Origin of the sequence: Streptomyces sp. 2A115 (assembly GCF_052245575.1) — a bacterium.
In the GTDB taxonomy this organism is placed as follows: domain Bacteria; phylum Actinomycetota; class Actinomycetes; order Streptomycetales; family Streptomycetaceae; genus Streptomyces.
On sequence record NZ_JBQQCG010000001.1, the window covers coordinates 208587 to 233283 of the forward strand.

21 protein-coding genes and 1 pseudogene are annotated in these 24697 nt (G+C 70.3%); 15 read left to right on the forward strand and 7 right to left on the reverse strand.

Translation table 11 applies throughout. The features are described from left to right. Positions 1 to 192: 192 nt before the first annotated feature. Positions 193 to 1440, forward strand: coding sequence for a serine hydrolase (locus tag ACTWQR_RS00920; RefSeq protein ID WP_443224884.1), 1248 nt, complete (start codon positions 193 to 195; stop codon positions 1438 to 1440). Here the strand turns inward: ACTWQR_RS00920 and ACTWQR_RS00925 are convergent. Next, the gene (locus ACTWQR_RS00925) at positions 1361 to 2287 is read right to left on the reverse strand and encodes a DUF4184 family protein (protein ID WP_443224885.1); all 927 of its coding nucleotides are present in this window, start codon (positions 2285 to 2287) and stop codon (positions 1361 to 1363) included. The genes ACTWQR_RS00920 and ACTWQR_RS00925 overlap by 80 nt on opposite strands. 283 nt (positions 2288 to 2570) lie before the next feature. Here ACTWQR_RS00925 and ACTWQR_RS00930 point away from each other — a divergent pair, with 283 nt between their 5' ends. The 3 genes from ACTWQR_RS00930 to ACTWQR_RS00940 all read left to right on the forward strand — a co-directional run bounded on the left by ACTWQR_RS00930 (position 2571) and on the right by ACTWQR_RS00940 (position 5598). Further along, on the forward strand, positions 2571 to 4274 hold the full coding sequence (locus tag ACTWQR_RS00930; protein ID WP_443224886.1) for a lytic transglycosylase domain-containing protein: 1704 nt from the start codon (positions 2571 to 2573) through the stop codon (positions 4272 to 4274). A gap of 177 nt (positions 4275 to 4451) precedes the next feature. Next, positions 4452 to 4586: an SPW_0924 family protein gene (locus ACTWQR_RS00935; protein ID WP_443224887.1), complete on the forward strand. Its 135-nt coding sequence runs from the start codon at positions 4452 to 4454 to the stop codon at positions 4584 to 4586. A 19-nt stretch (positions 4587 to 4605) separates the two neighbouring features. Next, positions 4606 to 5598 (forward strand): DUF3068 domain-containing protein, encoded by a 993-nt coding sequence (locus tag ACTWQR_RS00940; RefSeq protein WP_443224888.1) that lies wholly within the window; start codon positions 4606 to 4608, stop codon positions 5596 to 5598. Here ACTWQR_RS00940 and hrpB read toward each other — a convergent pair. Together hrpB and ACTWQR_RS00950 are read right to left on the reverse strand one after the other, a co-directional pair. Continuing rightward, entirely contained in the window at positions 5588 to 8086 is a 2499-nt protein-coding gene (gene hrpB, locus ACTWQR_RS00945; RefSeq protein ID WP_443224889.1) for an ATP-dependent helicase HrpB, read from the reverse strand. The genes ACTWQR_RS00940 and hrpB overlap by 11 nt on opposite strands. A 4-nt stretch (positions 8087 to 8090) precedes the next feature. Further along, positions 8091 to 8924: a class I SAM-dependent methyltransferase gene (locus tag ACTWQR_RS00950; RefSeq protein WP_443225003.1), complete on the reverse strand. Its 834-nt coding sequence runs from the start codon at positions 8922 to 8924 to the stop codon at positions 8091 to 8093. 389 nt (positions 8925 to 9313) lie between these two features. Between ACTWQR_RS00950 and rpsA the strand changes: the two genes are divergently transcribed. From rpsA to ACTWQR_RS00970, 4 genes are all read left to right on the forward strand, one after another. Next, on the forward strand, positions 9314 to 10825 hold the full coding sequence (gene rpsA, locus ACTWQR_RS00955) for a 30S ribosomal protein S1 (protein WP_443224890.1): 1512 nt from the start codon (positions 9314 to 9316) through the stop codon (positions 10823 to 10825). A gap of 874 nt (positions 10826 to 11699) precedes the next feature. Then, positions 11700 to 12638, forward strand: coding sequence for a PAC2 family protein (locus tag ACTWQR_RS00960; RefSeq protein WP_443224891.1), 939 nt, complete (start codon positions 11700 to 11702; stop codon positions 12636 to 12638). 75 nt (positions 12639 to 12713) lie between these two features. Continuing rightward, entirely contained in the window at positions 12714 to 13322 is a 609-nt protein-coding gene (gene coaE / locus ACTWQR_RS00965) for a dephospho-CoA kinase (RefSeq protein ID WP_443224892.1), read from the forward strand. 49 nt (positions 13323 to 13371) lie between these two features. After that, a complete protein-coding gene (locus ACTWQR_RS00970; RefSeq protein WP_443224893.1) occupies positions 13372 to 13752 on the forward strand; it encodes a tetratricopeptide repeat protein in 381 nt (126 codons plus the stop codon). A 25-nt stretch (positions 13753 to 13777) separates the two neighbouring features. On the opposite strand, the gene ACTWQR_RS00975 is transcribed toward ACTWQR_RS00970, so the two are convergent. Further along, positions 13778 to 14041 carry a DUF6343 family protein gene (locus tag ACTWQR_RS00975; RefSeq protein WP_443224894.1) on the reverse strand — a complete coding sequence of 88 codons (264 nt, stop codon included), beginning with the start codon at positions 14039 to 14041 and terminating at the stop codon, positions 13778 to 13780. Between the two features lie 226 nt (positions 14042 to 14267). On the opposite strand from ACTWQR_RS00975, the gene ACTWQR_RS00980 reads away from it, so the two are divergent. The 3 genes from ACTWQR_RS00980 (at position 14268) to ACTWQR_RS00990 (ending at position 16670) form a co-directional block, all read left to right on the forward strand. Continuing rightward, complete coding sequence (locus ACTWQR_RS00980; RefSeq protein ID WP_443225004.1) at positions 14268 to 15167, forward strand: acyltransferase domain-containing protein; 900 nt, start codon at positions 14268 to 14270, stop codon at positions 15165 to 15167. 177 nt (positions 15168 to 15344) lie between these two features. Beyond that, positions 15345 to 16061 (forward strand): class I SAM-dependent methyltransferase, encoded by a 717-nt coding sequence (locus ACTWQR_RS00985; protein WP_443224895.1) that lies wholly within the window; start codon positions 15345 to 15347, stop codon positions 16059 to 16061. 162 nt (positions 16062 to 16223) lie between these two features. After that, positions 16224 to 16670, forward strand: a complete 447-nt coding sequence (locus ACTWQR_RS00990; protein ID WP_443224896.1) for a DoxX family protein — start codon at positions 16224 to 16226, stop codon at positions 16668 to 16670. 468 nt (positions 16671 to 17138) lie between these two features. Here ACTWQR_RS00990 and ACTWQR_RS00995 read toward each other — a convergent pair. Then, positions 17139 to 17573: pseudogene (locus tag ACTWQR_RS00995) on the reverse strand (RNA-binding S4 domain-containing protein); the annotation flags it as partial. A gap of 351 nt (positions 17574 to 17924) precedes the next feature. Here ACTWQR_RS00995 and ACTWQR_RS01000 point away from each other — a divergent pair. Together ACTWQR_RS01000 and ACTWQR_RS01005 are read left to right on the forward strand one after the other, a co-directional pair. Further along, positions 17925 to 18662, forward strand: a complete 738-nt coding sequence (locus tag ACTWQR_RS01000) for a uracil-DNA glycosylase (RefSeq protein ID WP_443224897.1) — start codon at positions 17925 to 17927, stop codon at positions 18660 to 18662. Between the two features lie 9 nt (positions 18663 to 18671). Then, positions 18672 to 19691 (forward strand): alpha/beta fold hydrolase, encoded by a 1020-nt coding sequence (locus ACTWQR_RS01005; RefSeq protein WP_443224898.1) that lies wholly within the window; start codon positions 18672 to 18674, stop codon positions 19689 to 19691. Positions 19692 to 19815: 124 nt separating this feature from the next. Here ACTWQR_RS01005 and ACTWQR_RS01010 read toward each other — a convergent pair whose 3' ends face one another. Further along, entirely contained in the window at positions 19816 to 20844 is a 1029-nt protein-coding gene (locus tag ACTWQR_RS01010) for an SDR family oxidoreductase (protein ID WP_443224899.1), read from the reverse strand. Between the two features lie 399 nt (positions 20845 to 21243). Then, entirely contained in the window at positions 21244 to 21963 is a 720-nt protein-coding gene (locus ACTWQR_RS01015; protein WP_443224900.1) for a GntR family transcriptional regulator, read from the reverse strand. A gap of 194 nt (positions 21964 to 22157) precedes the next feature. Here ACTWQR_RS01015 and ACTWQR_RS01020 point away from each other — a divergent pair, with 194 nt between their 5' ends. Continuing rightward, positions 22158 to 23636: an NCS1 family nucleobase:cation symporter-1 gene (locus ACTWQR_RS01020; RefSeq protein WP_443224901.1), complete on the forward strand. Its 1479-nt coding sequence runs from the start codon at positions 22158 to 22160 to the stop codon at positions 23634 to 23636. A 2-nt stretch (positions 23637 to 23638) separates the two neighbouring features. Then, entirely contained in the window at positions 23639 to 24403 is a 765-nt protein-coding gene (locus tag ACTWQR_RS01025; RefSeq protein ID WP_443224902.1) for an aspartate/glutamate racemase family protein, read from the forward strand. Positions 24404 to 24697 lie beyond the last annotated feature (294 nt).

A 24697-nucleotide genomic window follows, 5' to 3' on the forward strand; every position in this document is an offset into this window, starting at 1 on the left:
GGGCGGGCTCCCGATCGGCAGTCAGGGGTGAGCCTCACCCTCCGGGGCGGGCTCCCGATCGGCAGTCAGGGGCGAGCCTCACCCTCCGGCCGCGAGGCCAACCCGCACAGCCCGCCCAAGCCCTGGAGGGCCCGTCACCCGCGTGGCCCCCGCGAAGGCGCCCCCGGCCAGGCGCCCCGTAAGGATGCGGGCATGGGTCCTCGCATACGCCGCACACGACGCATACGGCACTGCCGCACGGCACTGGCCGCAGCCCTCGCGTCGGCTCTCCTCGCGCCGATCACCGCTGTCTCGGCCGGTGCCGCCAGCCCCAGAATCCCGGCCGGCGCCACCATCAGACGCATTCCGACAGACACCACAGACCACACCCGGACGGACGCCACGCACCGCATCCCGACGGGCACCTTCCACGGCGCCCCGACGGACGCCAACCACGGCGCCCTGACCGGCACTCCCCACCGCGTCCCCGCAGACACCACCGACCGGCGTCCACTCGGAGATGTCGCAGATCACCCCACTCCGGCAGACCCCGCCTCTGCCCCAACGGCCCGGGCAGCATCCCGAACCCCCTCCGATACCCCCACCACCCCCGTCACCTGCCACGCCCCCCACGCCCCTGACCTCGCCACCCAGTTGTCCCAAGACATCCAGGCGGCGTTGTCGTCAAGGGACGGCAGCGTCTCCGTGGCGGTGCGCGACGACTCCGGCCTGACCTGCGTGTTGGCCGGCGAGCGGCAGTACGACTCGGCGAGCGTCGCCAAGGTGTTGATCATGGAGGGGCTGCTCCGGCGGGCCGAGGAACTGGGCCGCGGACTCACCCGCTGGGAAGCGACGAACGTACGGCCCATGATCGTCAGCTCGGACAACCGTGCCGCCGGGCGCCTGTGGACAGACCTGGGCCACAGCCACCTGGACGACTTCCTCACCCGCGTCCGCACCCGGGCCACCGTGCTGGGCCCGGGCGGCTACTGGGGCCTCACCCGCACCACGGCCGTCGACCAGATGCGGCTACTGGCCGTACTGACGAGCACCCGCTCGTTCCTTCGCACCCGCGCACACGGCCTGAAACTGCTCGCCGACGTCCGCGCCGACCAGCGCTGGGGCGTCCCCGCGGGCATGCCACGCGGACTGAAGGCCCACATCAAGAACGGCTGGCTGCCCAGATCCACGCACGGCTGGCGCGTTCACAGCATCGGCGCCTTCACGGGCGCGGACCGCACGTACCGCATCGTCGTCCTGTCGCACGACAACCCGACGAAGGCATACGGAGTGCGCACCATCGAGCGCATAGCCCAGGCCGTGCACCGCGGTGTCAACCAGGGCCGCGGCATAGGCCGGGACCTCACCCCGGAGAACGCGATCAGCGAGATGTCGGACGGCTCGGCTCCGTACGAGCCGCTGCCCGGCTGGGACCAGCCGGAGCCGGACGCCACACCCTGACCGCCACGGCGTACACCGTCAGCCCGACGGCCAGCCCGGCCCCCGCGCCGAAGCACACGGTGGGGATCAGCTCCCAGAGCTCCGCCTCGGCCCCCCAGTACGCCCACCAGCGAGCCGCCCGCTGCACCCCCGCCACCGCCGCGCACCCCCCGATCACGAGCCACGAGAGCCAGCGGTCTCGTACGGACAGGACGGGCACTCCCGCGGGCGTGCCCAACGGCCCTCCCGGTGTCATCCCCAACTGCGTCTCCAACGGCGCCCCCTCGGGCTCCGCGGCAGGATCCATGGCGGGCAGCCTCCGCAGGGCGACCACCACAAACGCCGCTATCACCGCCGCCGCCACGGCCGAACCGCCGTACTGCAGATACCAGTACAGCGGCGAGCCCGCGATCTCCCGACCCAGGACGGGGAACACCCGCATGCCCCACCGGTCGAGATGCGTGAACGCGTCCCACACGACATGCGTCAGCGCGCCGAGCACCGCCGAGACGTACCACCACAGTGCCAGCGCAGGCCGGAAACGAGCCCGCGGCGAACCGCAGTGCAGGAGAGACCCGATCCGCCCCTGCCGCCCCCGCGGCAGCAGCGCCACCAGCGGCTCGCGCAGCACCAGCCAGGCACCCACAAGCGCCCAGGTGATGAGGACGTCGACCGTCAGCACCCCGGTGAAGGAGTGCGTGAACTCGCCGAACTCCATCGCCTCCGGTAGTGCACTTGCCGCGTAATAGGTCATGTCGGGCGCGAACGAACCGGCGACAAGCGCGGCCGGAATCAGTCGGCCGCGTCCGGTCCCGTCGGTGCGTAAGGCCGGCAAGACAGCTGCGGCATGGCTGAGCGTGAACGGCAACTGGGCTCCCCGTGAACGAAGTTGACCGAATCTGACGGTCCTGGACGATCCCTTGATCGATCACGCCCAGTATGCGCGAGGGCTTCCCGGCGGCCCCGCATGGTCCGGAGGCGTCAGGGGCAGGAGAAACGGGATATGGCCAACCGGTGAAAATCGGGCACGAACAGGTGTCTACGCGGCGGAAGTTGTCGTAGGGTCACCTGGGTTGCCGTACTGGGGAGTGCGGCCGGACCACAGGAGAACGCGCGGAGCGCGGCGATCGTCCACGGGAGGGGTTCACGCAATGGCGGCGCAATTCGGCAGGCGGGTTGTCAAGGGGGCGGCAACCACCGCTGTGGCCGCGGTCGCGGTCGCGGCGCTGTCCGCGTCCCAGGCCCCGGGCGTGACCGACACGCCGCAGGGCAGACAGAACATCGGTTCCCAGCCCTCGCCCGACGCGTCCGCCGACGACAGCGCGACCGGCAACTCGCCGTACTACACGGACCTTCCGCCGCTCAACACCCCGACCCCGACGCCCAGTACGGGCACCGACAGCCCTGCCGTCACGGGTGACACCGAAGCGGGCATACCCGCGACCGTCCTCGACGCCTACAAGAAGGCCGAGGCGGCGCTGCGCGAGTCCAAGCCCGGCTGCAACCTGCCCTGGGAACTCCTCGCGGCCATCGGCAAGGTCGAGTCCGGCCAGGCCCGCGGCGGCCGCGTCGACGCCAACGGCACAACGATCACCCCGATCCTCGGCCCCGTCCTCAACGGCAACGGCTTCGCGAACATATCCGACACCGACGGCGGCGCGTACGACGGCGACACCACCCACGACCGTGCCGTCGGCCCCATGCAGTTCATTCCCTCCACCTGGGAGTGGTCGGCTCGCGACGGCAACGGCGACGGTAAGAAGGACCCCAACAACATCTACGACGCGGCCCTCGCCGCCGGCCACTACGTGTGCCGGTTCAACTGGGATCTGTCCGACCGGGCCGACCTCAGGCGCGCGATCCTCAGCTACAACAACTCGACGGACTACCTGAACACGGTTCTGTCGTGGCTGGAGTACTACCGCAAGGGCACGCACGAGGTCCCGGACGGCACGGGCACGCTGCCCTCCGGGCGCAGCGATGGCAGCAACGGGTCCAACGCCGGCACGTCGCCGAGTCCGAATCCGCCCCGTACGCCGAAGCCCAGCCCTCCGGCGACGGGCAACGGCTCGACGAGCCCGAGCCCCCGCCCGCCCTCGACCCCGCCCAGCACGTCGAAGCCTCCGACAAGTACGCCTCCCACGTCCCCGCCCGCCACGCCCACCGACACGGTGGACCACCTGGAGAACGCGGGCACCGGCAAGCTCACCGCGACCGCGGGCGATGCTTTCACCGAGAAGATCGCCACCCGCGCCGAGACGGCGGCCGGCAAGGCTGTCGCGAAGGTCCGGGTCCGGTTCACGATCATCGGCGACACGGACGCCACCTTCGCGGGCGGAGAAACCGTCGCGACGGTCGTCACCGGCAGTTCCGGCGTGGCCACCGCGCCCGCGCTCCAGGCCGGCGAGAAGACCGGCGACTTCACGGTCCGCGCCACGGTCGTCGGCCGAGTCCTGGCCGGCCTCGCGTACACGGCATCGGTCACCGCCCGTCAGGCCGACGCCCTCGTCCGAACCAGCGACGCCGCGCTGACCTGCGTCCCGGGCGGCGACTTCGCGGAACAGGTCGAGGTGAAGGCCACGTACAACGGCGCCGCCGCGGGCGGTGTCGCGGCCACCGCCACGCTCATCAAGGCGGCGGACGACGCGACCGAGAACGACAAGGGCCCCTACTTCAAGGACGCCGACGGCAAGGCCGTACGCGCCCTGACGGGCCTCAAGACGGATGCGAACGGCCTGTTGACGCTGCCGAAGCTGTACGCGGACGACACGGCCGGCACGTTCCTGCTGCGCATCAACACCACCGGCGGCGCGACGCTGACGGTCGAGCTGAAGGTGGCGGCCGCAGCCTCCTGATCCCGCACGCACCCGCACCACGCAGACGGCGGGCCCACTCCCAACGCCGGGAGTGGGCCCGCCGTCTGTCTCCGCGTCTCTGTGTCTGCGACGTGTCCGACGTGTTCTCATCTCGGCCGCGCGTTGCTACGGTGCCCGACCTGACGATGTATCAGCTCACTGTGCCGGGAGGCCCGCATGCGTGCCCTCATCGCCGCCGCGACCGGTCTCGTCGTCGCGTTCGCGCTGGTCCTCACCATCACGGCCGTCGGCTCACCGGCCGGCGAGACCTCGCCGAAGCCGCTGCTGACCACCGTCCCCGAGCACCCGTGACCGTAGGAGGGCCGCCGAGATGCGACGCAAGGCCAGCCTGATCCTGCTCGCCCTCGCCGTGTTCTTCGCGGCGCTGTCACCGCTGCTGCGCTGGTACGCGTTCCCGCGCCTGGCCAAGATCCCGGCCAACCAGTACCAGGACATGGTCCTGGAGGCCAAGGACGCGACCCTCCTCGACTACGGCACGATGAAGGCGCGGAAAGTCGACAAGGTGTCCATCGTGCAGACCCTCAAGGGCAACGTCGAGGCCTCCGAGAAGATCGAGAAGACCGCCGGCCGCGACGTCGTCGTCTGGGACGGCCTCTCCTACGTCCAGGGTCCCGACGGAAAGATGGTCTCCAAGATCCCGGAGCGCTACATCTTCGACGCGCACACGCAGGAACCCGTCCACGCCACCGGCGAGATGGTCGACGGCGAACCGGTCAGGCGCGAGGGCATCGAGTTCAAATGGCCCTTCCAGACGGAGAAAAGGGACTACGAGTACTTCGACGCACAGGCCCGCGTCACCGCCCCCATCCACTACAAGGGCACGCAGGACTTCCGAGGCGTAAACGTTTACTACTTCGAGCAGACCATCCCCTGGACCAAAGTGCCCATGCCCAAGAACCTGCCCGTCGAGGGGATCACCCCGGAGTCGGTCGCCAAGACGGGCACGACCCGCTGGTACACCACGGTCCGCAAGTTCTGGGTCGAACCCGCCACCGGCGCCCCCGTCTACGGGGAGGAGATCCACAAGGAGGAACTGCGCGGCGGCACGCTCCTTGGAGACCGCGACAAGGTAACGGCCTTCTCCGGGCACGTGAAAATGCGCGAGGACTACATCAAGTCGACGGTCGACCTGGTCAAGTCCCAGCGCGTCCTCATCCTGCTGCTCACGTCGTACCTCCCGTGGGGCTTCCTGATCCTGGGCGCAGGGCTGCTGTCGCTGTCCCTGTACCTGGAGGCCCGCAGCCGCCGCCCCGGTGACCCTTCGCCCACGGAAGCCCGCGAACCCGAGCCGGTCAGCGCCTGAGGCGCGCGTTGGTGTGCCGGGTCGGTTCGGCGGTCGCGGGATCCTCGGGCCACGGATGCTTCGGATACCGCCCACGCAGCTCCGCCCGTACGCCCCTGTAACCGTCCCTCCAGAAGGAGGCGAGGTCGGAGGTGACGGCGGCAGGGCGCCCCGCGGGTGACAGCAGATGTACGAGAACGGGCACACCGGCGACGGTCGGCGACTCCTGAGCGCCGAACATCTCCTGCAACTTCACGGCCAGTACGGGCCGTTCGGGATCGGCATAGTCGACCCGGATCCTGGACCCGCTCGGCACCTCGATCCGCTCCGGCGCCAACTCGTCGAACCGGGCCGCCTCCCCGGAGGCCCACGGCAACAACCGGGCAAGCGCCTGCCCGGCATCGATCCGCTCCAGATCGGCCCGCCGCCGGGCCCGGCTCAGCTCGGGCTCGAGCCACTCGTCCACGCGCGCGTGCAGGGCGTCCTCCGACACGTCGGGCCACGGCGCCCCGAGATGGTGACGCAGAAAGCCGAGCCGCAGCCGCAGCGCTTCGGCGTCACGCGACCACCGCAACACCCCGAGCCCTTCCTGCTTCAGCCCCTCCACAAGCGCTTCCCGTACGAGCCCGGGTTCGGCGTTCCGCAACGGCCGCACCGCCAGTTCCACCGCCCCAAGCCGCTCGACCCGCCGCGCCACGACGTCCCCGTCGGCCCAACGCACCTCGTCTCCCTCGCTGAACAGCGCCCCGGCCGCCTCGCGCGCGACCCCTTCGTCGATCACGGCTCCGAGCCGCACACGCGCGTGCCCTGCTCCAACCGGCCGATCTGCAACAGCGACAGCGATCCAGGGCGCGTCCCGCAGCCCACTCCCGTCACCGATCTCGGCCCGGGTCCCGGACACCATGAGGTGCGATCCGCCCTGCGCCCGGGCGACCCGCTCGGGGAAGGCCAGGGCGGCCACGAGTCCGACGGCCTGGTCGTCGTCGAGGCTCAGCGCCGAACGCGCGGGCGTCGACGCGGCCCGCAGTCGCCGTACCTCCGCACGCCACCGCCCGGCGTAGGCGTCCCCGCCGCGCCGGGCGGCCCTCAACGCAGACGCGAGGTCATCCCCGTACTCCCGCGGTGGCTCCTCACTCAGCAGGGCGACCACCTCCGCGGCGCGCGCCGGGCCGACGGAGGGCGCGGCGTCCAGCAGGGCCCGCCCGAGCCGCGGATGCAGACCGAGCCGGGACATGCGTACGCCCCGGTCGGTGGGGCGCCCGTCAGGCCCGACGGCACCGATGGCCTCCAGAACGCCACGAGCGGCCGCCATGGCGCCTCCCGGCGGGGGATCCAGCAAAGAGAGCCCGGAGGCGTCGGGATCGCCCCAGCACGCCGTCTGCAGCGCGAACGCCGTCAGGTCCGCGACCTTGATCTCCGGCGCGGGAAAGCGCTGCAGCCGTACGTCCTCCGCCTCCGCCCAGCACCGGTACACCGCCCCCGGCGCCTCCCGCCCGGCACGCCCCGCCCGCTGCCTCCCGGCCGCCTGCGAGGCCCGTACCGTCGCCAAGGCGCTCAGCCCGCGCGCGTGGTCCACCCGCGGCTCCCGCGCCAACCCCGAGTCCACGACCACCCGCACCCCCGGGACCGTCAGCGACGACTCGGCCACGGACGTCGCGAGGACCACCCTGCGTCCCGCACCGCCGGACAGCACCGCGTCCTGCACAGCCGTCGGCGCCCGCCCGTGCACCTGAAGCACCTCGACGTCGCCGAGACCGCCGAGCTGCCCCGCGACACGCGCGATCTCCCCGACCCCGGGGAGGAAACACAGCACATCCCCGTCGCGCTCGGAAAGCGCCCGCCGCACCACCGACGCCACATGTGTCAGCAGCACCGGATCCACTCGCATCCCGTGTGGCGGCCGTACGGGGCGCGCGGGCGGCGCCCACACCACCTCGACCGGATGGGAGACGCCCGCAGCCTCGACCACCGGCGCGTCGCCGAGCAGCCGCGCCCACCCCTGGGCGTCGGTCGTCGCGGAAGCGGCCACCAGCCGCAGCTCGGGCCGCAGAGCGGCCCGTACGTCCAGCAGGAACGCCGCCACCGTGTCCGCGTCCAGATGCCGCTCGTGGCACTCGTCGAGCACGACCACGTCGACGCCTGCCTGCTCCTGGTCCCGCTGCACCCGTTGGAGCAGCACACCGGTCGTGACGACCTCCACGCGCGCGCGTGGACCCACCACACGCTCCCCGCGCACGGTGAACCCGACGCTCTCGCCGACCTTCTCGCCGAGCAGCCACGCCATCCGCCGCGCCGCCGCCCGGGCGGCGATCCGCCGCGGCTCGGCGACCACGACACGGCGTATGGGCCCGTCACCCACGAGACCGGCGAGCACCAGCGGTACGAGCGTCGTCTTGCCGGTACCAGGCGGCGCGACGAGCACGGCGGCACCATGCGCCTCCAGGGCGTCGCCCAGGCCGGGCAGCGCACCGCGTACGGGCAGGACGTCCAGGGCGTCGTAACGGATCACACGCTCAGTCTCGTACGCATACGAAGATCGCCGTCCCCGGGATCAGGTTTCCCCGAAGGGGAGACCAGCCGCCCCACTCCTGGCTGTTCCAGGCGGGCCACTCGGGCTCGACGAGGTCGATCAGCCGGAAGCCTCCCGCCACCACGTCCCGGACGCGGTCGCCGACCGTCCTGTGATGCTCGACGTACACCGCACGGCCCGCCTCGTCCTGCTCGACGTACGGCGTGCGGTCGAAGTACGAGGCGGCCACGCTCAGCCCCTCGGGACCGGGCTCGTCGGGGAAGGCCCAGCGGATCGGGTGCGTGACGGAGAAGACGAACCGGCCGCCGGGCCGCAGCACACGGCGCACCTCCCGGAGGACCTTCACCGGATCCGCGACGAACGGCAGTGCCCCGTACGCGGAGCACGCCAGGTCGAACGAGCCGTCCGCGAAGGGCAGCGCCCCGGCGTCCGCCTCCACGAGTCCGACGCCCTTGGAGCCGATCCGCAGAGCGTGCTGGAGCTGGCGGTGCGAGAGGTCCAGGGCGACCGGACGGGCCCCTTGGCCGGCCAGCCAGCGCGAGCACTGGGCGGCTCCCGCGCCGATCTCCAGTACGTCCTTGCCCGCCAGCTCCTCCGGCGGCCCGAGCAGCTCGGCCTCCACCTCGTCGAGTCCCTCGGGACCCCACACGAAGCGGTCGTCGCCGAGGAACGTGCCGTGCTCCACCTGGTAGTCGTCCGCGTTCCGGTCCCACCAGCCGCGACTGGCGCGAGAAGTCTCGATGACCCCCGCGTCGCGTCGGGTCGCCTCGGGTTCGGACGCTTCGTGCTCTTGGATGATCGGCTCCCTCGTATTAATCTGCGGGCTTCAATCTGCGGGCTCTTCCGTCCAACCCGTCGCGGCGGTGTCACAGAAGGGGCTCTCCAAGGCCCGCGTGGCCTCATGCGACAGGGTTTGTGCCGGGTATGCGGCGTTCCGCCCCGGGTGTGCGCCTTCGCGCATTGACCCTGTCCGGCTGCCCCCGTATGCTACAAGTTGCGCTGCGGGCCTGCGCTCCTCAGACGTAGCAGGCTGCGCTCGCATCTGTATGTATGACCCCTCGGTTGTCGAGGCGCCACCGAAGTGTTTGTTACAAACACGACCCGGATTCGGCGCTTCCTTGGCTGTCCGGCCTTCTGCAGAGCGAAACGGGCTCCCGGCGTAAGCAGTACCTACGACTCACTGTCCGTACCGGAGCCCTTTCCCACATGACGAGCAGCACCGAGACCACCGCCACCACCCCGCAGGTTGCGGTCAACGACATCGGTAACGAGGAAGCCTTCCTCGCCGCGATCGACGAGACGATCAAGTACTTCAACGACGGCGACATCGTCGACGGCGTCATCGTGAAGGTCGACCGGGACGAGGTCCTGCTCGACATCGGTTACAAGACCGAAGGCGTCATCCCGAGCCGCGAACTCTCCATCAAGCACGACGTCGACCCCAACGAGGTCGTCGCCGTGGGCGATGAGATCGAGGCCCTGGTCCTCCAGAAGGAGGACAAGGAAGGCCGTCTGATCCTGTCCAAGAAGCGCGCTCAGTACGAGCGGGCCTGGGGCACGATCGAGAAGATCAAGGAAGAAGACGGCATCGTCACCGGTACCGTCATCGAGGTCGTCAAGGGTGGACTCATCCTCGACATCGGCCTCCGTGGCTTCCTGCCGGCCTCCCTCGTCGAGATGCGCCGCGTTCGCGACCTCCAGCCGTACGTGGGCAAGGAGCTCGAGGCGAAGATCATCGAGCTGGACAAGAACCGCAACAACGTGGTCCTGTCCCGCCGTGCCTGGCTGGAGCAGACCCAGTCCGAGGTCCGCCAGACGTTCCTCACGACCCTGCAGAAGGGTCAGGTCCGTTCCGGCGTCGTCTCCTCGATCGTCAACTTCGGTGCCTTCGTGGACCTGGGTGGCGTCGACGGTCTGGTCCACGTCTCCGAGCTGTCCTGGAAGCACATCGACCACCCCTCCGAGGTTGTCGAGGTCGGCCAGGAAGTCACCGTCGAGGTCCTCGACGTCGACATGGACCGCGAGCGCGTCTCCCTGTCGCTGAAGGCGACCCAGGAAGACCCGTGGCAGCAGTTCGCCCGCACCCACCAGATCGGTCAGGTCGTGCCCGGAAAGGTCACGAAGCTGGTTCCGTTCGGTGCGTTCGTCCGCGTGGACGAGGGCATCGAGGGTCTGGTGCACATCTCCGAGCTGGCCGAGCGCCACGTGGAGATCCCGGAGCAGGTTGTCCAGGTCAACGACGAGATCTTCGTCAAGGTCATCGACATCGACCTCGAGCGCCGTCGCATCAGCCTCTCGCTGAAGCAGGCCAACGAGTCCTTCGGTGCCGACCCGGCCTCGGTCGAGTTCGACCCGACGCTGTACGGCATGGCCGCGTCGTACGACGACCAGGGCAACTACATCTACCCCGAGGGCTTCGACCCCGAGACCAACGACTGGCTCGAGGGTTACGAGAAGCAGCGCGAGGAGTGGGAGCGCCAGTACGCCGAGGCGCAGACGCGCTTCGAGCAGCACCAGGCGCAGGTCATCAAGTCCCGCGAGGCCGACGCGCAGGCCGAGGCCGAGGGCACGGCGACCCCGGGTGCGGCTCCGGCCGCCTCCGGTGGCGGTGGCGGCGGCGGTTCGTACTCCTCGGAGTCGGACGACAACTCCGGCGCCCTGGCGTCGGACGAGGCCCTGGCTGCCCTCCGCGAGAAGCTCGCCGGCGGCCAGAGCTGATTGCTCACCGCTAGGCAGTAGCCGGCTGATAACCGCGGGCCCGCACCCATCTGGGTGCGGGCCCGCGGTGCGTTGTCGTAGAGCGCGACTGTCCCGGCCTTGGGGCGCCCGCGGCCAGTCCGCCATACCGATCGATGGGTATTCAGTGCGCTGAACGTCTGCGGTTGCAGAAACGTGGCGGATGCACGGGTAACTGACGGGTCGCGACGGACCATTGGGAGGCTTCCCCGGTTGTTCAAGATCGAGCAGGGGGCCCGGAGATGGCACAACCTCAGAGCGGTCCTGGTGCGATGAGGCGTTCGCTCGTGCGCAATGTGGGTCTCACCAGTTCGCGGGCGCGATGTTCGCCACCATGGGGGCTCACGGCCTCGCCCCACCGCCCCACCGCCCACGCCGCCCAGAGTGAACAGCTCTTCCGTGTCTAAAGCCGAGCGACTCCACGTTCACCGGGCGCGGCGCCGCCAAGGTGGTCGTCGTAGGCCTCGTAGGCCTCGCCGCCGCGCACCAACCCGGCAATCGTTCTCCCACCACTGGCGCCGGACGCCCCACCTGGAGGCGGGCCTGGCACGGATGCCCCGGCGGCCCGCCCACGCCCGCTACAAGCCGCTCAACGAGCCCACCGGGTGTCTACTTCGCGGGCGACTGGCTGAGCTACACAGACGCCCGGCAGCACGGCTCGTTCACGTCCGCTCGCAAGGCGGTCACCGCGCTCCACGCGCGCGTGCTGTCGGCGTAACGCGAGCATGCTCTCCTCGTAGAGGCCGAGAAGTCGGCACCTGAGAAGTCGGTAAGAGCATGGTGAAGGAGCGCCGGCGGGGAATGCCCGCGCTCCGCGCCACGTTGTGCAGTACGAACACGAGGAGGAGCGGTCACTGTGCTTGATCCGCAGGGTTTGTACGCATGGGAGCCGAAGGGCCTGGCTGTCGTCGACATGGCGCTCGCCCAGGAATCGGCCGGCCTTGTCATGCTCTACCACTTCGACGGATACATCGACGCGGGAGAGACCGGCGACCAGATCGTCGACCGGCTGCTCGACTCGCTGCCCCACCAGGTCGTGGCCCGCTTCGACCACGACCGGCTCGTGGACTACCGGGCCAGGCGGCCGCTGCTGACGTTCAAGCGGGACCGTTGGGACGACTACGAGGAGCCGACGCTGGACGTACGGCTCGTCCAGGACGCCACCGGGGCACCCTTCCTGCTGCTGTCCGGTCCTGAGCCGGATGTCGAGTGGGAGCGTTTCGCGGCGGCCGTACAGCAGATCGTGGAGCGGCTGGGCGTCCGCCTGTCCGTGAGTTTCCACGGCATCCCCATGGGCATCCCGCACACACGTCCCGTGGGGCTCACCCCGCACGGCAATCGCAACGATCTCGTTCCCGGCCACCGCAGCCCCTTCGATGAGGCCCAGGTCCCCGGCAGCGCCGAGTCGCTCGTCGAGTACCGCCTCATGCAGGCCGGACACGATGTCCTGGGTGTCGCCGCGCACGTGCCGCACTACATCGCGCGCTCTCCGTACCCGGACGCCGCGCTGACCGTCCTGGAGTCGATCACCGCCGCGACCGGCCTGGTCCTGCCCGGGATCGCGCACTCCCTGCGCACCGAGGCGCACCGTACCCAGACCGAGATCGACCGGCAGATCCAGGAGGGCGACGAGGAACTCGTCGCGCTCGTACAGGGACTCGAGCACCAGTACGACGCCGCCGCGGGTGCCGAGTCCAGGGGCAACATGCTCGCCGAGCCGGTGGACATCCCGTCGGCGGACGAGATCGGGCTCGAGTTCGAGCGGTTCCTGGCCGAACGGGAGGGCGACGCGTAGATGTTGTCGCGGCTGTGACGGGTCCGCCGGAGCCCTGCCGGGGCGTTGTCAGTGGCGGGCCCTAAGCTTGCGGTCATGCTGAAGGTGGGCCTGACCGGCGGGATCGGCGTCGGCAAGAGCGAGGTGTCGCGGCTGCTCGTGGACTGCGGCGCCGTGCTGATCGACGCCGACAGGATCGCGCGGGAGGTCGTCGCGCCGGGGACTCCAGGGCTGGCGGCGATCGTTGACGCCTTCGGCGAGGACGTGCTCGCCGAAGACGGCAGCCTGGACCGGCCGAAGCTCGGCTCTATCGTCTTCGCGGACGCGGAGAAGCTCGCCGTGCTGAACTCGATCGTGCACCCCCTGGTAGGTGCCCGTTCCCGCGAGCTCGAAGAAGCCGCCTCGGAGGACTCCGTGGTCGTGCACGACGTCCCCCTGCTCGCCGAGAACGGCCTCGCGCGGCTGTACGACCTCGTGATCGTGGTCGACGCTCGCCCCGAGACCCAGCTCGACCGGCTCGTACGGCTGCGCGGCATGACCGAGGAGGACGCCCGCGCCCGCATGGCCGCCCAGGCCACACGCGAGAAGCGCCTGGAGATCGCGGACATCGTCATCGACAACGACGTACCGCTCGAAGCGCTGGAGCGGCGGGTCCGGGACGTGTGGGCGGACCTTGTACGCCGGGCGCACGGGACCTTGGAATAGTGACCCCCTCAGGGGCGTTGATTCCTTGCAGTGAGGGAAGGACTCTGCCGTGCCCGAGACCAGCGGATTCGCCGGACGTACTCCGGAGACGCATGTCATCGACTTCCGCGCCGCCGAGCAGTTGCTGGCCGCGCGGGATCCGCGGGGTGCGGTGAAGCTGCTCGACCGAGTAATCGCCGCGCACCCGGAGAACACGGCCGCGCGGCTGCTGCGTGCGCGTGCCTTCTTCGCCGCCGCCCAACTGCGGCCCGCCGAGCTGGAGTTCACGATCGTGCTGGAGCGCGAGCCGGACAACGCGTTCGCGCACTTCGCGCTCGCCCGCACCTACGAGCGCTCCGGCCGGCCCGACCAGGCCATACGTCACTTCCGGCTCGCGGCGGCGCTGGATCCGCAGCCGGAGTATCTGGCCGCGGCGCGGTTCGACTCCTGAACCGGAGCCGGTGCGGAGCGCGGCACTACACGCGGCGCTCCGGTGGCCGGTACGGCGGTATATCGGGTCCTGGCTGGTAGTGGGGCCCCTGGCGGATGTGCTTGAGGATCATCGTCAGATCGACGGTGACGATCAGCCACAGCACCCCGCAGGCGATCGCCCAGCCGGGCCGCCCGACGAGGGCGAACGCCGCAGTCCCCGCGATCGCCCAGACCATCCCCCACACACTGAGCCAGAAGCGCGCACGCAGCGCACTGCGCGCAGTCGTCGGTTCACTGCCCGTACGCATCGCGATCACTACTCCTACGGGCAAAAGTACTCTTCGTGGTGCACGTTCACCAAGGGCGGACGAACGGGGAGCGGCTGTGCTGCTGGAAGCGTTGCGGGCGGACGAGAGGCTCGCCGGATGGCTGCGGGATCTGGAGAGCGAGGACGAGAGCGGGGGCCCGGGCGCGGGCTCAGGCGCGGGTTCGGGTGCCGGCTCAGGCGCTGGTGAGCCGCGGTCGCAGGGCGGTGTGCTTCCGGACGAGGTCGCGCTGCCGGACGTATTGCTCGACCTGTCCGTTCCGCACGAGTTCGTCAATGAACTCGTCGCACTGCGCGCGCAGTTGGCGGCGGACCCGGAGGCTATGACATTGCTACGGCGGTGCGTCGGGCGGTTCGTACGTGACATGGGGGAGATCGGCAAGGGGTGGGAGCCGCCGGTCTTCCCGGAGTCCACAGGCGCGCTGGGCCGCACGTTTCATGTGTTCGTCTTCGTCGCCGCGCTGCCGTACGTGCGCGTCTACCACCGGGAACGGGGCATTCCGGAGGCCGTGACCCGGCGCACCCTCGCCGACCTGGGGCGGCACATGGCCGTGCACCGGCGGCGGTTCGGCACGTCCGGGCTGCTGGTGCCGTGGTGGATCGCCCTGCACTTCCACGGGGAGCTGTACCAGCTGGGGCGGCTGCAATTTCAGCGAGCACGGCTCGGCGGGCGCATGGGGCAGGCGGCCGCGACCGCGGGCCTCGACACGGGCCCCGGCGAGCTCTGCATGAGCCTGCACGTCACCGACTTCCGAGGGCCCCTGTCACCCGAGGCATGCGACCAGTCGCTGGACCTGGCGCGGGAGTTCTTCGCCCGCCACTACCCCGACGAGCGCTACGAGGTGGCCGTTTGCCACTCCTGGCTGCTCGACCCCCAGCTGAAGCGGTACCTGCCGGCGGACTCCAACATCGTCCGTTTCCAGGAGCGGTTTCAGCTCGCGTACGAGGAGACCAAGGCGGACGACAAGAGCCCCGTCGGCTTCGTCTTCGGGGACCCGGAGCTGCCGGTGGAGGCGTTGCCGCGGCGCACCAGGATGGAGCGGGCGGTCGGTGATCACCTGCGGGCGGGCGGTCGCTGGTACGGAGGCCATGGCTGGTTCGCGCTGTAACTGACGTGCGCTGTCGTTGACTTGGATTGCAACGAGCGTGCGCTGTCGCTGACTTTCACTGTGACTGGCTCGGGCGGTGCGTGGTGGCCGGCTTGAGCTGTCACTCGGACGGGTGGTGCGGGCGGGAGTGGGAACGGGGCGGCTGGCGCGGGCCGTTGGGCTGGTATGACGATCGAGATGCGTGAGGGATACGAGGGGACAGGGCCTGGCGCGATCACGCCGGACGGCTGTGCGGTCGAGTTGTACGCGCGGCTGCCCATCGGGGACGAGCCGGACATCATCACTGCGGCCGTGCCGGCGGGGGCGCACATTCTCGAACTCGGCTGTGGTGTGGGGCGGATGACCCATCCGCTCCTGGAGCGGGGCTTCACGGTGACGGCCGTGGACGAGTCGGTCGAAATGCTGGAGCGAGTGCGCGGGGCGCACACGATCTGCAGCCCCGTCGAAACGCTCGACCTGGAAGAGAAGTTCGACGTGGTGATGCTCGCGTCGTTCCTCGTACACAACGGGGACGTCGAGGTGCGGCGCGGGATGCTCGCGGTGTGCCGGAGCCATGTCACGGACGGCGGGTGCGTGTTGATTCAGCGCGAGGGCGCGGACTACCACACGAATCTGCCGCGTGAGCGAAGCGAGCTAGGGGTCCCACCGACCGGAGGGACGGTTGATCCGCGTGGGTTCACGTTGCGAATGTTGTCATCGGAACCGGTGGGGGACGGGGTGAACTCGGTACGGGCGGAGTATGTCTTTCCGGATGCGACGTGGACGCATACGTTCCTCGCCCGGCCGCTCACGGAGGAGGAGTTCGAGGGGGTGTTGGGGGAGGCGGGGCTGCGGGTCGACCGGTATCTGACGGAGGACCGGGTGTGGGTGCGGGCGGTGCCTGTGAGGGCGTGAGCTTCGGTCCGGGGGTGGGTTTGCTCGGGTAGGTGGTGAATTCGCGTGGGGGGATGGGGACTTTGGGGAGTGGGGGAGTTCCATGGGGGGCGATGAGTTTCGGACGTCGAGGCGGTCTACCTCTGTGACAGCACCGTGAACCGCTTCACACAGGAGATCCTCATGTCCGAGACCACCGTTTCCGTCACCTCCGGCACCGTCGTCGCCGAGTCCGCGACCGCCCGTGGTCGTCGTGCCCGCCTCGGCCTGCGTGGCCTGCAGGTGCTGCTCGCCCTGTTCTACGTGATCGCGAGCGCACTGCCCAAGCTGATTGCGCAATCGTCGGCCGTCGAGTCCTTCGACGAGCTCGGCTGGGGCAGCGCGGGGATGTACAGCATAGGTCTGCTCGAACTGGCCGGTGGGATAGCGCTGTTGATTCCGGTGCTGTCGTCCGTGGCGGCGGTGTCGCTGAGCGCGCTGATGGTGGGGGCGTTCATCGCGCAGGTCACCGTCTTCGACGGGGAGTACGCGGCGACCCCGCTCATCCTCATAATGCCGCTAGCGCTGATCGCCTGGGCTCGGCGCGGGCACAACGCGGAACTGCTGAGGCTCGTACGACGGCGGTCCTGAGTGCATGGCTTGACGCGCGGCGTCCGGAGGGCACCCGACGCCCTGGCCGGATGCCGTGCGCTGCCCGTCCCGGCGTGTGGGAGGGGCAGCAGGGGTGGGGCCGGGCCCGTGCTGAAGAGAGGCGTGGGCCCAGGGACCGGGCGGGCACACACCGGGTGTCTTCGGCGCGAGCTGGATGGCCGGGTGGGGCTCGTACCCGAGGGGAGTTCTGCGCCGAGATCGGGCGGCCGTGCGCCGGGTGTGCCGTGTGTAGGTGCGCGTGCCGGTGGTCGAGGCTGTGCTGAACGCCGGCGGCGTGCGTCAGTTCCAGCGGGGCGCGGATCGGTGCGCACCTTGCGTACCCGCCACCCTTTGCGCACCAGTCAAAGGGCGCCCGGCCCACAGACGGAAAGCGGAGGCTTCTTAAGCCTCTGGAGGGCACCGCCCGGTGTCCGCGTCAGACACGCTGGATTGGAAAGCAGGGCTGGGTCAGGGTGCGCCGGGGTCGCCGTCAGGCGTGCTCAGGCCCCGTAGGCGTTCCATATCGCGGCGGTCGCGCTTGGTTGGGCGGCCTGCGCCGCGGTCGCGGATGCCTGCCGGGGCGATGGCCTCGCGGGGCGGAGGCGGTGGGCTGTTGTCGATGTAGCACTCGGCGGCGACCGGGGGGCCGACGCGTTTGCGGATCACTCGTTTGACGACGACGACCCGTTCCCGGCCGGCGTGCCGGAGCCGGACCTCGTCGCCGACGCGGACGGCGTGCGCGGGCTTGACGCGTTCGCCGTTCACACGGACGTGGCCTCCACGGCAGGCGGTGGCGCCCATGGAGCGGGTCTTCACAAGACGTACGGACCAGATCCAGCTGTCGACGCGGACGGTCTCGCCGGCCGAGGGCGCGGCCGCCTTCGCGACGGCCACGGCGTCGGCGGAGCCGTCCGTGCCGGTCCGGGTGTCTGTCGCCGTCCCGGTGCCTGTGGCCGTCCCGGTGCCTGTGCCGGTCCGGCTGTCCCTGCCGGTTCCGTCGCCGGGGCCGGTCCCGCTGTCGGCGTTCCGCGCATCCGAGGCGCCGTGCGTACCGGCTGTGCCGCGCGTACCGACCCTGCCGCGTGCACCTGTCGAGTCACCCGCGGGGCCCGGCCCGTCGCCGTGGGGCACGCCCTTCGCCCCGTTGCTCTGAGTCCCTGAAGCCATGCTTCGACCTTAGTCCTCGGGCCATCGGCAGTCGGAACCCTTTTCCATTGCCTCGGGCCCGTCCTCACCCGGGCATACCGTGGTGGCATGGAGCGGGAGAGCAGCCTGGGCGAGCTGGACGTGCTGGACGAGCGGATCGCCGGATGCCGGGCCTGTCCGCGGTTGGTGGAGTGGCGGGAGGAGGTGGCCCGGACGAAACGGGCCGCCTTCGCGGACTGGACGTACTGGGGCCGCCCGGTGCCGGGCTTCGGGCCGCCCGACGCCTCTCTGCTGGTGGTCGGGCTCGCGCCCGCGGCGCACGGAGGGAACCGGACGGGGCGGATGTTCACGGGGGACCGCTCCGGGGACGTGCTGTACGAGGCGCTGCATGACGTCGGGCTGGCCTCGCAGCCCACGTCCGTGAGCGCCGACGACGGGCTGACCCTGTACGGCGTACGCGTCACCTCGCCCGTGCACTGCGCACCGCCCGCAAACAAGCCGACCCCCGAAGAGCGGGACACCTGTCGGCCCTGGCTGGTGAGTGAGCTGAAGCTGCTCGGGCCCACGCTTCGCGCGGTCGTCGTGCTCGGGGCCTTCGGGTGGCAGGCCGCGCTGCCCGCGTTCGCCGGGGCAGGGTGGACGGTGCCCCGGCCCCGGCCGGCCTTCGCGCACGGGGCGCGGGTCACGCTGGATGCCCCGGACAGGCGGCCGCTGGAGCTCTTCGGATGCTTCCACGTCAGCCAGCGCAACACCTTCACCGGGCGGCTCACCCCCGAGATGCTGCGCCATGTGCTGCGTACGGCCGCGCGGTCGGCGGGGCTGACGACCGGCCCGTACGCCGGTTAGGGTCGCGCGATGGGCCTATATCCGCAGATCGAACCGTATGACCACGGCATGCTCGACGTCGGTGACGGCAACGGCGTGTACTGGGAGGTGTGCGGGAATCCGCACGGCAAGCCCGCGGTGGTGCTGCACGGTGGGCCCGGATCGGGCTGCAATTCCGACTCAGCGCGCTACTTCGACCCGGCCGCGTACCGCATCGTCGTGCTCGATCAGCGTGGCTGCGGACGGTCGACGCCGCACGCGAGCGCGTACGGGACGGACATGAGTGTCAACACGACGGCGCACCTGATCGGCGATCTGGAACTACTGCGGCGGGAGTTGGGCATCGAGCGGTGGCTTGTGTGGGGTGTCTCGTGGGGGTCCGTGCTGGGGCTGAGGTACGCGCAGACGCATCCGGAGGCGGTGTCGGAGCTGGTGCTCGTGGGCGTGGCCACCGGCTCCTCCGGTGAAGTGGCGCTGTTGACCCGCGGGTTGGGGAAGATCTTTCCCGAGGCCTTCGAGCGGTTCCTGGAGCTGGTCCCCGAGGATGAGCGTGACGGTGACCTGGCGGCGGCGTACAACCGGCTGATCGAGTCGCCCGATGCCGAGACGCGCGCCCGCGCCGCGCGGGCATGGACCGACTGGGAGACGGCGACCATTCCCGCGCCGCCGCGGTCGGTGGAGCGTTACGAGGACCCGGTGTTCCGGCTGGCCTTCGCCCGCACCGTCACCCATTACTTCGGAAACGACCACTTCCTGGGCGACGGCGACGGCGGCGGCTGCGATGGCGACAGCGATGGCGGTGGCGGTGGCGGTGGGGACAGCGGCGACCAGGCCGTTGTCCTCCGTGACGCCCCGCTCCTCAAGGACATCCCCGGCACCCTCGTCCAGGGCAGCCTCGACTTCGGCAACCTCCTCGGCACGGTCTGGCGCCTTCACCACGCCTGGCCCGGGAGCGAGTTGGTCGTCGTCGACGATGTGGGCCACAACGCCGGGGCGTCGGGAGTCGTGGACGCGCTGGTGGCGGCCACTGACAGGTACGCGGCCCGGTAGGCGTCCGGCGAGCGCGTCTGGAGGGGGCGTCCGACAGGGGGAACAGGGCAGACCGAGGCCTGCCGCGTCGGCTTTCCGCACCGCGATCGCGGCGGTTTCCCGTACAGCGATCGCGTCGGGCGGGTCAGCCCACTTTGCGGCCCTGAAGCGGCTCCGTCTCCGCGCCGGCCCCGCGCTGGAGTCCGTGCAGGAACTCCTCCAGTACCTCGACCGAGGTCCGCTCGGGCCGCCAGCCCAGCTCCGCGCGGGCTCGTGTGCAGTCCATAAGCGGCAGCCTCAGTACCGCGTCGAAGAGGTGCGGCGAGGCGGGCAGCAGATGCAGCCCCCAGGCGGCGGCGATCGCCGAGCGCGCGGCCGTGCGGGGCAAGCGCACCGGCCGCGCCCCGAGGAGCTCGCCCAGCACCTCCGCGTCGACCGGCGGTTCGCCCGCGAGGTTGAACGCGCCACGGACATCGTTGTGCACCGCCAGTCGGTACGCGTTCGCGGCGTCGTCGCTGTGCAGCGCCTGCACGCGCAGACCGGGGATGTCCGGCAGGAACGGCAGCAGCTCGGGGCGGGCCAGCGGCCCTGGCAGGAAGCGTCCGCCGAAGATGCGCCGCTGCTCGCTCGCCGACTCCTTCTTGAACAGGAAGGCGGGCCTCATCCGCACCACTCGGGTGCCGGGGTGCTCACGATCGAAGGAGTCCAGAGCGCGTTCCAGATAGGCCTTCTCACGGCAGTACGCGGCGTCCGGCCAGCCGTGCGTCGGCCATGACTCGTCCACCGCGCGTTCCTTGGGTCCCGGCGAGTAGGCACCCACGGACGAGGCGTGCACCAGGACGGGCACTTTGGCGGCGGCCACTGCCTCGAACACCCGGATGCTGCCGAGTACGTTGGTGCGCCATGTCGCGGCCGGATCGTGGGTGGGCTGGAACGCCCACGCCAGATGGACGACGGCGTCGGCGCCCTCGAACTCCTTGACCAGGTCGGCCTCTTCGGACGTCAGGTCCACGGCGGACCACTCGGTCTTGGCGGCTGACCAGTCGGGGATCCGGCGGGCGATGCCCAAGACGGAGCCGACCTCCGAATCCTCCCCGAGCAGACGTACCAGACTGGTGCCCACATTGCCGGTGGCGCCGGTGACGACGATCCTGCGGCCGGATTCGCTGCTCACTGTTGGCTCCTCTCGGAGAGGGTTTGATCAACGTGCTCTGATCAACGTGCTCTGATCAACGTGTCCACAGGGGCGTGGCCTGCTCGAGTACCCGGTGTGCGGGGATGCACGCGACAGCGGGCCGAGGCAGTCCTTCGTGCGACCCCGACGCGGCCGCCGGAGGCCTCGGCCGCGGCTCGCAGCGGGTCGAGACCCTGTTTGCACCCGGTCGAGCCGCGGCTCGCAACCGGTTCGAGCCGCTCGCAGCCGGTCAAGCTGTCGGTCGTGGTCCTAGCCAGGATGCCTGCGCTCGTCGTCTGCCGCAGCCGCAGCCGCAGCCGCAGCCGCAGCCGCCGCAGCCGCCGCAGACGACGAGCGTGCGGGGGCCGGCCCGGGCGGCGCTGACCGCCGCACGGGCGGTCACTGTTCTCCATCTGAGCCGGTGCCGGCGCCGGCGCCAGTGCCGTTGCTGGAGCCGTGGCTGGAAACGCCGCCGGCTTCGCCGAACAAGTGCCGGACCGTCGACCGGTAGTTGGTCTGCACGTGGGTGAGGGCGTGGGCGCGGGCGCGTGCCGGGTCGCCGGAGGCGATCGCCTCGTACAACTCGCGGTGCTCCACGAGGAGTTGGGGCCATTCCTCGTTCCGCCGGGTCATCCAGCGCAGGCGGCCGGCGACCGGTTCCAGGGCGGCGATCAGCAGACTGTTGCCCGCCATCGCCACGATGCGGTCGTGGAGGCGGCTGTTGATATCGGTGATCGCCTCCGCGTCCCCGGCCCGGGTCGCGATGGCCGCACGGTCGAGGAGTTCCTCCACCTCCGCCAGGTCCTGCGGTGTCGCCCGTGCGGCGGCGAGCCCGGCGGCGTAGACCTCCAAGGCCTCGCGCAGCTCGAAGAGCTCCGCGACGTCGGTCGGTGTGAGGCGGCGTACGACCGTGCGGCGCGGCGTCTCGAAGTGGACGAAGCCCTCGGCGACCAGCGCCCGGATCGCCTCCCGGACCGGCACCCGGGAGACCCCGAAACGGTCGGCCAACTCGCGCTCGACCAGCCGGTCGCCGGGCCGCAGCCGCCCCGCGATGATCTCCTGCCGCAGCGAGGCGAGGACCCGCTCACGTACCGCCCCCAGCGGTTCCACCGTTGTCATGGGTCCATCCTCGCCGAACCCGGGACTGTTTTAACCCGGGACTGTTTTACCGATCCGTAACGGCACGGACATAGCCAGATGTCGTCGGCAGCGGGACTATGACCGAAGTTTGGTATACCAAAACTTCGATAGTCGTCCCCTGCCATCCCCCATCCATCCCCCGTCCTCCCCGTCCCCTCGCTCATGGAGGCCCCGTGTCCCTCGCCGATCCCGCCGAAGCCACCGGCACACCAGCGTTCGTCCCGGACCCACGGCTCACCAACGAAGATCTCGCGCCCGCGGGCAAGCGCAACTGGAAGGTCTTCGACCTCTTCGCCATGTGGATGTCCGACGTCCACAACCTGGGCAACTACACGTTCGCCGCCGGCCTGCTGGTCCTCGGCATGAACGTCTGGCAGATCTTCACGTCCCTGCTCGTCGGCTTCGTGATCATCTACGTCGGCATGAACTGGATGGGCAAGATCGGACAGCGCCACGGCGTGCCCTTCCCCGTCGTCAGCCGCATCAGCTTCGGTGTCTGGGGAGCCAACATCCCGGCCCTCATCAGGGCCGTCATCGCCATCATGTGGTACGGCATCCAGACCTATCTGGCGTCCGTCGCCGTCAACATCATGCTGCTCGCGGCCTGGCCGGGGCTGGAGTCCTGGACGCACCACTCGTTCGTCGGCCTCGACGCGCTCGGCTGGGTGTCGTTCCTTTCGCTGTGGCTGGTCCAGGCGCTGATCATCAGCCAGGGCATGGAATCCGTACGGAAGTTCCAGGACTTCTGCGGCCCGGCGATCTGGCTCGTGATGATCGCCCTTGCCATCTGGATCCTCGCCAAGGCCGGCTGGACCATCTCGCTCACCTCCACCCCGAACCCGGTCTCCGTGGGTGAGCAGTGGCGGCAGTGGTTCGGCGCGATCGGACTGATCCTCGCCACGTACGGCACGCTGATGCTCAACTTCTGCGACTTCTCGCGCTTCGCGCCCAGCTACAAGACCGTCAAGCGCGGCAACTTCTGGGGCCTGCCCATCAACTCGACCGCCTTCGTGATCGTGTCGGTCATCGTCACGGCCGGTTCCATCGAGGTGTTCGGCGAGGCCATCACCGACCCGGCGCTGCTCGTAGCCAAGGTCGGCAACACCTGGGTCCTGGTGCTGGGCGCGCTCACCTTCGCCATCGCCACCATGGGCGTCAACATCGTCGCCAACTTCGTCTCGCCCGCGTACGACCTGGCCAACGTCTGGCCGCAGAAGATCACCTTCAAGATCGGCGGCATGATCAGCACGGTCGCCGCGCTGCTCGTGACCCCCTGGAACCTCTTCTCCAACCCCACCGTCGTCAACTACTTCCTCGGTGGCCTCGGCGCCTTCCTCGGCCCGCTGTTCGGCGTGATCATGCTCGACTACTTCTGGGTCAAGCGCGGCCGCATCGACGTCGACGAGCTCTTCAAGGCCGAGCCGGGATCGCGCTACTACTACCGCAAGGGCGTCAACCCCAAGGCACTGTGGGCATTCCTGCCCGCGGCGGGGGTCGCGGCGGTACTGGCGCTGGTGAAGGACTTCAGTGACGTGGCCCCGTACTCGTGGTTCATCGGTACGGCGCTGGCCGCCGGACTGTACGCGCTGCTGTGCCGCTCCGAGCGCGCCGCCGCGACCGCCGAGTCGGCTCCGGCTCCGGTGGAGGGCTGAGCGTGCGGATCGTCGTCACCAACTGCAATACGACGCAGGAGATGACCGAGGAAATCGTGCGAGGTGCCCGGGCCGCCGCAGGCCCGGGCACCACCGTGACCGGGCTCACCCCCGCGTGGGGGCCCGAGTCCGCGGAGGGCTGGCTCGACAGCTACCTTTCGGCGGCAGCCGTCCTCGACACCCTGCGGACGTACCAGGGCCCGTACGACGCCGTCGTCATGGCCGGTTTCGGGGAGCACGGGCGCGAGGGCGTACGGGAACTCGTGGACGTACCCGTCGTCGACATCACCGAGGCCGCCGCTCACCTGGCATGCCTGCTCGGACGCCGGTACGGCGTCGTCACCACGCTGGAACGCTCGCGCGGACAGATCGAGGACAGCCTGTACGCGGCCGGGGTGGCCCAGAACTGCGCCGCCGTCGTGGGCACGGGGCTCGGCGTCCTCGACCTCGGCGAATCGGAGCGTACGGAGGCGGCCTTCGTCGCCGCCGCAGAACGGGCGCGGGACGCCGGGGCCGAGGTGCTCGTACTCGGCTGCGCCGGGATGACCGGGCTGGGGCGGGTGGTGCGCGCGGTGGGGAACAAGCTGGGTCTGCCGGTCGTCGACGGGGTCGCGGCGGCGGTCAAGCTGGCCGAGTCACTGGTGTCGCTCGGGCTGACGACGAGCCGGGCGGGGAGTTATGCGAAGCCGTTGGCGAAGAGGCGGACTTGGGGACCATCCGGGTTGCGCGGGTTGCCGGGACTTGGTGACGGGCCTCAGGTGCTTTGAGTGTCTGCTGAGTGTCTGAGTGTCTGAGTGGCTAGTGCCTGGGTGGCTGGTGCCCTGGGTGGCTGGGGTCCTCGTGCGTCGGTCGGCGGCCTCCGTCGGGGTGATTCTGCGTGCGTCTGCGGCGGCGGGCGGGGCGGTGGGGTGTGGGGGACCGCAGACTCCGGGGGAGAGGGGCCGGGCCGGTGAGTGAGGCGGCGCCTCGCGGACGAGTCGCCGCCCTTGCCTCCGGCGGCGGGAACGGAGTCGGTCGTGCCCGTATCTGTTGGCGCCTGTGTTGGTGCTGGTGTTCGTGCC

Excerpts from the sequence above, each read along its gene's own strand:
- ACTWQR_RS00920 (WP_443224884.1), top strand. The coding sequence starts at position 193 with ATGGGTCCTCGCATACGCCGCACACGACGCATACGGCACTGCCGCACG.
- ACTWQR_RS00930 (WP_443224886.1), top strand. The coding sequence starts at position 2,571 with ATGGCGGCGCAATTCGGCAGGCGGGTTGTCAAGGGGGCGGCAACCACC.
- ACTWQR_RS00935 (WP_443224887.1), top strand. The coding sequence starts at position 4,452 with ATGCGTGCCCTCATCGCCGCCGCGACCGGTCTCGTCGTCGCGTTCGCG.
- ACTWQR_RS00940 (WP_443224888.1), top strand. The coding sequence starts at position 4,606 with ATGCGACGCAAGGCCAGCCTGATCCTGCTCGCCCTCGCCGTGTTCTTC.
- rpsA (WP_443224890.1), top strand. The coding sequence starts at position 9,314 with ATGACGAGCAGCACCGAGACCACCGCCACCACCCCGCAGGTTGCGGTC.
- coaE (WP_443224892.1), top strand. The coding sequence starts at position 12,714 with ATGCTGAAGGTGGGCCTGACCGGCGGGATCGGCGTCGGCAAGAGCGAG.
- ACTWQR_RS00975 (WP_443224894.1), bottom strand. The coding sequence starts at position 14,041 with ATGCGTACGGGCAGTGAACCGACGACTGCGCGCAGTGCGCTGCGTGCG.
- ACTWQR_RS00985 (WP_443224895.1), top strand. The coding sequence starts at position 15,345 with ATGCGTGAGGGATACGAGGGGACAGGGCCTGGCGCGATCACGCCGGAC.
- ACTWQR_RS00990 (WP_443224896.1), top strand. The coding sequence starts at position 16,224 with ATGTCCGAGACCACCGTTTCCGTCACCTCCGGCACCGTCGTCGCCGAG.
- ACTWQR_RS01000 (WP_443224897.1), top strand. The coding sequence starts at position 17,925 with ATGGAGCGGGAGAGCAGCCTGGGCGAGCTGGACGTGCTGGACGAGCGG.
- ACTWQR_RS01005 (WP_443224898.1), top strand. The coding sequence starts at position 18,672 with ATGGGCCTATATCCGCAGATCGAACCGTATGACCACGGCATGCTCGAC.
- ACTWQR_RS01015 (WP_443224900.1), bottom strand. The coding sequence starts at position 21,963 with ATGACAACGGTGGAACCGCTGGGGGCGGTACGTGAGCGGGTCCTCGCC.